Origin of the sequence: Pseudoalteromonas sp. Isolate6, assembly GCF_022398435.1 — a bacterium.
Classification (GTDB): Bacteria; Pseudomonadota; Gammaproteobacteria; order Enterobacterales; family Alteromonadaceae; genus Pseudoalteromonas; species Pseudoalteromonas galatheae.
Genome location: NZ_JAKEVK010000021.1, coordinates 37,392 through 43,591 on the forward strand (window position 1 = coordinate 37,392; position 6,200 = coordinate 43,591).

Sequence of the window (6,200 nt, forward strand, 5' to 3'; positions counted from 1 at the left end):
ATTGTATTAGTACGCCTTGATATAGCTAATTTGGTAATTGATGTGCTGAAAACAAAAAACCCCGCCTAAGCGGGGTTTTTTAGTATTTAATACCGATTACTCAGCAACGATGCTAACGTATTTACGGTTTAAAGGACCTTTCTGCTCAAAAACAACTTTACCGTCTGCTTTTGCGAAGATTGTGTGGTCTTTACCGATACCTGCGTTAGTACCTGCGTGGAAACGTGTACCACGTTGACGAACGATGATGTTACCCGCTAAAACTGACTCGCCACCAAAACGTTTAACACCTAAGCGTTTACTTTCTGAATCGCGACCGTTACGAGTACTACCAGCTGCCTTCTTATGTGCCATCTCTCTGTACCTCTAAAAATTAAGCGCTAATGCCAGTGATTTTAACTTCAGTGAACCACTGACGGTGGCCCATCTGCTTACGAGAATGCTTACGACGTCTAAACTTAACAATCTTAATCTTCTCGCCACGACCGTGAGATACAACTTCAGCTGTAATTTTACCACCGTTAACAAACGGTGCACCGATCTCGATCTTTTCACCATCAGCAATTAGAAGTACTGAATCAAATTCAACTGCTGCACCAGTCTCAACGTTTAGCTTTTCTAAACGAATTGTTTGACCTTCAGTCACACGGTGCTGTTTACCACCACTTTGGAAAACCGCGTACATAATTAACTCCGTCTGTGCGCCCTCAAATCGACGCAACTTAATATTCTTCAATAGGGCGCGAAGTTTACGCTAATGCGTATCTTGGCGCAAGAGTAAATTTGAAGAAAGTGAATAAAATTTAGCTCGTATGAGGGCAATCAAATATTTTCACCTATTCTAGTCAAAAAAATGTCAAAGCCAAGCTCTTTTTTCTCTCAATTCATAAGACAAGAGGCGAACCTATGATTTACCTATTACAGCTCCAAGCGAGATTTCATCGTACCTATTTCAGTCATTACGCAACCTTTAAAAGAACAAAAAGTAGGCATAAAAACGTTTTTTTATAAGCAACTACGACAATTTATCGAGTCGACGATTTTTTTGTAGTACAATCGCCAAGTTTATTCATTTTCGGTTAATAGATTGGCTCGGAGCGCAATGGATATAAAAACTATCCAAAATTTGGTTGAGCAAGATATGCTTGACGTCAACCAACTTATACATCAACAAATGCAATCTGATGTTGCACTTGTAAAACAGCTAGGTTTATACATTGTAAATAGCGGAGGAAAACGTATCCGCCCAATGTTAGCCCTTTTGGCCGCGCGAGCATTAGGTTACGAAGGTGATAAGCATATCACGCTAGCGACAATTGTAGAGTTTATTCATACTGCAACCTTACTCCATGACGACGTGGTTGATGAGTCATTGATGCGCCGTGGAGAACCGACTGCAAATGCAGAGTTTGGAAATGCAGCAAGCGTATTGGTCGGTGATTTTATCTACACTCGCTCATTCCAGTTGATGGTCAGTTTGGGCAATATGGAAGTCATGCAGATTTTGGCCGATGCGACTAATATCATCGCTGAAGGCGAGGTGTTACAGTTAATGAACTGTAATGACCCAGATACAACTGAAAAGAGTTATATGCAGGTTATCTACAGCAAAACGGCAAAGCTATTCGAAGCTGCAACTTTGCTACCTGCAGTGGTGTTAGAGCAACCAGACGAAATTAAAACTGCACTTAAGCTTTACGGTATGCATTTAGGCACAGCCTTTCAACTTGTAGACGATATTCTTGACTACAGTGCTAACGCAGAGCTGCTAGGCAAGAATATTGGTGATGATCTCGCCGAGGGGAAACCTACGCTCCCGCTTATTTATGCAATGCAGCATGCAAATGCCCAACAGTCAGCTCAGATCAGAACAGCTATCGAAAGTGGTAATGGGCTTGATTATCTTGAAGATATTTTAGCAACATTGGCTGAAACTAAAGCGCTTGACTTCACAATGGCTAAAGCCCAAGAAGAAGCTCAAAAAGCAATTGCACAATTAAACGTTTTACCAGATTCAGTACATAAAGAGGCCCTAATAGGACTTGCTGAGCTGTCTGTTGATAGAGAGTACTAATCGTTCCTTAGCGAGTTTATGAGTTCTAAAAAGGTCGCTGATGCGACCTTTATTTTTCTTATTTTTCTGGTGGTCTGTAACCTTCAATTTCGACTTCTTTATCTTCAAATAAAAAGCCGACCATCTGCTCTTCAAGCATTTGCCTATGCTCAGGGTCCATCATGTTAAGATGCTTTTCGTTAATAAGCATGGTTTGCTTATGCTGCCATTGCTGCCAAGCTTCTTTGGAGATGTTATTAAATATGCGCTCACCAACTTCTCCTGGATACAGTTGAAAATCCAGTCCAGGCGCTTCCTTTTGTAACTTTTGACAAAATACCGTACGTGCCATGAGTATCTACCTCTTCAATTTTAATCGTGCACTCAATGAGAGTCAGCACCAGTGATAGTGTCAGTTTACCCTATTGCGGTTAATACTTTAACCAACTTTTTAGTCGGTGCAGCGAGCCCAACCTCTGGCGGGTTCCGAGTATCGAACCACAGCAGTTGCTGATCATGTACACAATCTGGCATGCTTTTTACTTCCACAACCACAGGGGTAATAGTTAACTCAAAATGCGTAAAAATATGCACAAAGGGTTCAAGTGTATTTGTACATTCAAGTTTAAGTTCTTGCTGCTTAATAAACGCGTCTAGTTCATTTCGCTCTGCAAACTCAAAAAAGCCGAATAACCCACCCCAAATTCCACTCGAAGGACGCTTCTCCATCAGCACTTTATCATCACATTTAATTATTAAGTGGTGAACACGCTTTTTTGGTTTCTCTTTCTTAGGTTTGGGGTTAGGAAACTCTTTTACCCGGTTATTTTTGAACGCTGCGCACTCCTCAACTAGCGGACAAGTCTCACAACTTGGTCTGCTTCTGGTACATACGCCAGACCCTAAATCCATCATAGCCTGATTAAACGCTCTCACATCACCGCTTGGCGTGACGGCATCACTCAAAGACCATAACTGATTTTCGACCTTTTTTACTCCGTACCAGCCCTCAACCATATAAAACCTAGCCAGTACTCGCTTTACATTACCATCGAGTATTGGGTGGTGCTGGCCAAGCGCAAGGGAGAGTATTGCGCCAGCTGTTGAGCGACCTATTCCTGGCAAATCTATAACGGCTTCTAATGTTTCTGGAAATTTGCCATGATATTTATCTCTGATCACTTTGGCGGCTTTGTGAAGGTTTCTCGCGCGAGCGTAATAACCTAAACCAGTCCAATGGTGTAGCACTTCATCTTCTGGCGCATCAGCCAGTTCAATTACCGTTGGGAAGCGCGCCATAAAGCGCTCAAAATAAGGAATAACTGTAGTTACTTGAGTCTGCTGTAACATCACCTCAGAAATCCATACTTTATACGGTGTTTTTCCGAGTTGCCACGGCAGTGTTTTTCTACCATGAAGGTGATACCAAGACACAACTTGCTCACCAAACCACTTAGCTTGTTGCTGGCTAACTTTCATAAACCTGACTAGTACTTGCTACAAAAGCCGCCAGTGTAATCACAATTGCTTTAATAGTCACCACGTAAAATTTCACTCTATACTTGTTTATTGCCAACTGAATGACGATAATGTGCGACCATTTTCACGAGCATAGAAATGACCATGAACGAATCAAGCAAAAGTGCGCTCGAACAGGCGCAGGAAGAAGGCAAGTACATCAGAAAAGTGCGTAGCTTTGTTAAGCGTGAAGGACGTCTTACTAAAGGCCAAGCAGCATCGCTAGAAAAATGCTGGCCAACGATGGGACTGGAGCACCAACAAGGCTTGCTGGACTTTACAGAAGTATTTGGTAACAGCAATGAAGTCGTTCTTGAGATTGGGTTTGGAATGGGTAAGTCGCTCGTTGAGATGGCAAAAAATAACCCACAACAAAACTTTATTGGCATAGAAGTGCACCGTCCAGGTGTAGGTGCTTGCTTGATGGACGCAGATGAACAGGGCATCACTAACTTACGTGTTTTTGAACATGATGCAGTTGAAATCTTAGCGGATTGTATCGCAGATGGCAGCCTTGCTAAATTACAGCTATTCTTCCCTGATCCATGGCATAAAAAGCGTCACCACAAACGTCGCATTGTACAACTGGAATTTGCTGAGAAAATACGCCAAAAGCTTAAAGTAGGTGGCGTGTTCCATATGGCAACGGACTGGGAAAACTATGCCGAGCATATGCTTGAAGTGATGAGTGCAGCCCCTGGCTATAAAAACCAGTCGCAAAGCAATGACTATGTTCCTCGCCCAGATTTTAGACCACTTACTAAGTTTGAACAGCGAGGCCATCGTTTAGGTCATGGCGTCTGGGACTTAATGTTCGAGCGTATTAGCTAAACAACCCCGCTTTATTATGGAGCAGCTCAACAAGCTGCTTCATGCCCATCAGTCCATCTATTTTGAGTACATTCACTAGGAGTTAGCGTTGCAGTTTACCAACCCAAGTTTATTACTACTTCGTAATGAAGAAGAGCTTATTGCCAACAATATTCTGGTTATTAACCATCAGCGCGATGGCTTCCTACATGAATTAAAAGCGCTCAATCCAAATTCGGCAATTCATGCTTTTAGTTTCGATTTTGCAGACCACCTGCACGCCGATAAAGTCAGCGATGTTAAGAGCTATGTAGATCATCAACTACCTCAACTACAGGACATTGATTTAGTTATTTATTATTACCCTAAGTCAAAACCCGAAGCGCAAATGGTATTTGATAATATCCGCCACTTGAGCACAGCTGAAACTAGGTTACTCGTTGTTGGCGAAAACAAAAGTGGGGTGAAAAGTGCGGAGAAACAACTTAAAGATCACGCCGCACACTGTTATAAATTAGAAAGCGCAAAACACTGCATTTTATATGAATTTGATAAGCTTACTGCCAACCTAAGTTTTGATGTAAGCCATTATGTACAGACATTTTCGGTGCGTATCGCCAAAACCGAGTTTACTGCCGCAAGTTTGCCCGGTGTATTTAATCATGGGAAGCTCGACGCAGGTACTCAACTATTACTAGAAAATGTCACCCTTCCCTATAAAGGTAAAGTGTTAGATTTTGGCTGCGGTGCAGGGCTTATTGCCTGCTACGCTTTATTGAACAGCCCAACACTTAAATTCACCTGTTTAGATGTCAATGCACTTGCGCTGTTTGCCACGCAGCAGACCCTAGCTTTAAACAACCTCAGTGCAACCTTGTTACTTAGCGATGGTTTGAGTGAATTGAGCGGTAAATTCAGCCTTATTTTGAGCAACCCTCCATTTCATACCGGCCTTTCAACAAACTATGGTATTGCAGAGCAATTTCTGCATAACATCAAGCGTTATATGGATACCAAGTCTAATATTCAGCTGGTTGCCAATAGCTTCTTGAAGTATCCTCCGATTCTAGAAGCTCATTTCGAACAGTTCGAAGTTGTCACTAAAAACACTAAATTCGCCATCTACAAAGCGCAGTAGTTTACTCACACTAAGGTTTACTTGCTTATATCAAGTAAACCTTAACGCAAACCTACCTTTTATCTTTTCATTTTCAAAGATTTGCTCTACTTTATTATAATGAGTTATTGGATCTCAAAAGCTCTGTGGCCATAGCTAAAGCTGATCATACAGCTGGAATAAGAATGAGTAAGCAATTAACAAAAACAAGCATAAGAAAAGTATTGATCAGCGCAGTGATGCTTGTAACCGCACTGTGCCTCTCTTTATCCATATCTATTTCCACTTACCTCGATGTAAAAGAGCAAAAACAACTTATCATCAACAAAATAGAGATGATAGCCGACATCGTTGCGTTCAATTCTCAGATCACAATTTTGTTTGATGATAGAAAAACCGAGGATGCACGCCTTAAGTCTTTCCAAAATGTAGATATCATCAAAAATATCCATATTTATGCCATGGATGATGTAACTAATAGTCCGGTATTTTTCACCAGCTATAATGCTAGTCGTACACCTCCAGTGCCACTCAAAGTGAATCAAATAGAGGAATTAAAAACCCCGAAGGTCTCAGAAGATTACATAGAGTTAATTAAACCAGTGGTTTATGAAGGCAATATTGAAGGCTATGTTTATATTCGCGGGGGACTTGAGCGGCTTTCTAACTATATAAATAAAAAAATACTGGTAGATATTGCAC

At 41.5% G+C, this 6,200-nt stretch carries 7 protein-coding genes and 1 pseudogene; 4 read left to right on the plus strand and 4 right to left on the minus strand.

Annotated elements, in window-relative coordinates:
• Positions 1-96: 96 nt before the first annotated feature.
• Positions 97-354, minus strand: coding sequence for a 50S ribosomal protein L27 (gene rpmA, locus L1D50_RS05150; protein WP_125253289.1), 258 nt, complete (start codon positions 352-354; stop codon positions 97-99).
• A gap of 19 nt (positions 355-373) precedes the next feature.
• Positions 374-685, minus strand: coding sequence for a 50S ribosomal protein L21 (rplU, locus tag L1D50_RS05155; protein WP_010374575.1), 312 nt, complete (start codon positions 683-685; stop codon positions 374-376).
• A 417-nt stretch (positions 686-1,102) separates the two neighbouring features.
• Between rplU and ispB the strand changes: the two genes are divergently transcribed.
• On the plus strand, positions 1,103-2,074 hold the full coding sequence (ispB, locus tag L1D50_RS05160) for an octaprenyl diphosphate synthase (RefSeq protein ID WP_138524133.1): 972 nt from the start codon (positions 1,103-1,105) through the stop codon (positions 2,072-2,074).
• 58 nt (positions 2,075-2,132) lie between these two features.
• Here ispB and L1D50_RS05165 read toward each other — a convergent pair whose 3' ends face one another.
• Both L1D50_RS05165 and mutY read right to left on the minus strand, forming a co-directional pair.
• Complete coding sequence (locus L1D50_RS05165) at positions 2,133-2,405, minus strand: oxidative damage protection protein (RefSeq protein WP_010379401.1); 273 nt, start codon at positions 2,403-2,405, stop codon at positions 2,133-2,135.
• Between the two features lie 65 nt (positions 2,406-2,470).
• Positions 2,471-3,532 (minus strand): A/G-specific adenine glycosylase, encoded by a 1,062-nt coding sequence (gene mutY, locus L1D50_RS05170; RefSeq protein WP_128726809.1) that lies wholly within the window; start codon positions 3,530-3,532, stop codon positions 2,471-2,473.
• A gap of 144 nt (positions 3,533-3,676) precedes the next feature.
• On the opposite strand from mutY, the gene trmB reads away from it, so the two are divergent.
• The 3 genes and pseudogenes from trmB to L1D50_RS05185 all read left to right on the plus strand — a co-directional run.
• Positions 3,677-4,402, plus strand: coding sequence for a tRNA (guanosine(46)-N7)-methyltransferase TrmB (gene trmB / locus L1D50_RS05175; RefSeq protein WP_017216543.1), 726 nt, complete (start codon positions 3,677-3,679; stop codon positions 4,400-4,402).
• Between the two features lie 88 nt (positions 4,403-4,490).
• On the plus strand, positions 4,491-5,519 hold the full coding sequence (locus tag L1D50_RS05180) for a methyltransferase (RefSeq protein WP_239965640.1): 1,029 nt from the start codon (positions 4,491-4,493) through the stop codon (positions 5,517-5,519).
• Between the two features lie 164 nt (positions 5,520-5,683).
• Positions 5,684-6,200, plus strand: a pseudogene (locus tag L1D50_RS05185) (HAMP domain-containing histidine kinase); the annotation flags it as partial.

Excerpts from the sequence above, each read along its gene's own strand:
- rpmA (WP_125253289.1), bottom strand. The coding sequence starts at position 354 with ATGGCACATAAGAAGGCAGCTGGTAGTACTCGTAACGGTCGCGATTCA.
- rplU (WP_010374575.1), bottom strand. The coding sequence starts at position 685 with ATGTACGCGGTTTTCCAAAGTGGTGGTAAACAGCACCGTGTGACTGAA.
- ispB (WP_138524133.1), top strand. The coding sequence starts at position 1,103 with ATGGATATAAAAACTATCCAAAATTTGGTTGAGCAAGATATGCTTGAC.
- L1D50_RS05165 (WP_010379401.1), bottom strand. The coding sequence starts at position 2,405 with ATGGCACGTACGGTATTTTGTCAAAAGTTACAAAAGGAAGCGCCTGGA.
- mutY (WP_128726809.1), bottom strand. The coding sequence starts at position 3,532 with ATGAAAGTTAGCCAGCAACAAGCTAAGTGGTTTGGTGAGCAAGTTGTG.
- trmB (WP_017216543.1), top strand. The coding sequence starts at position 3,677 with ATGAACGAATCAAGCAAAAGTGCGCTCGAACAGGCGCAGGAAGAAGGC.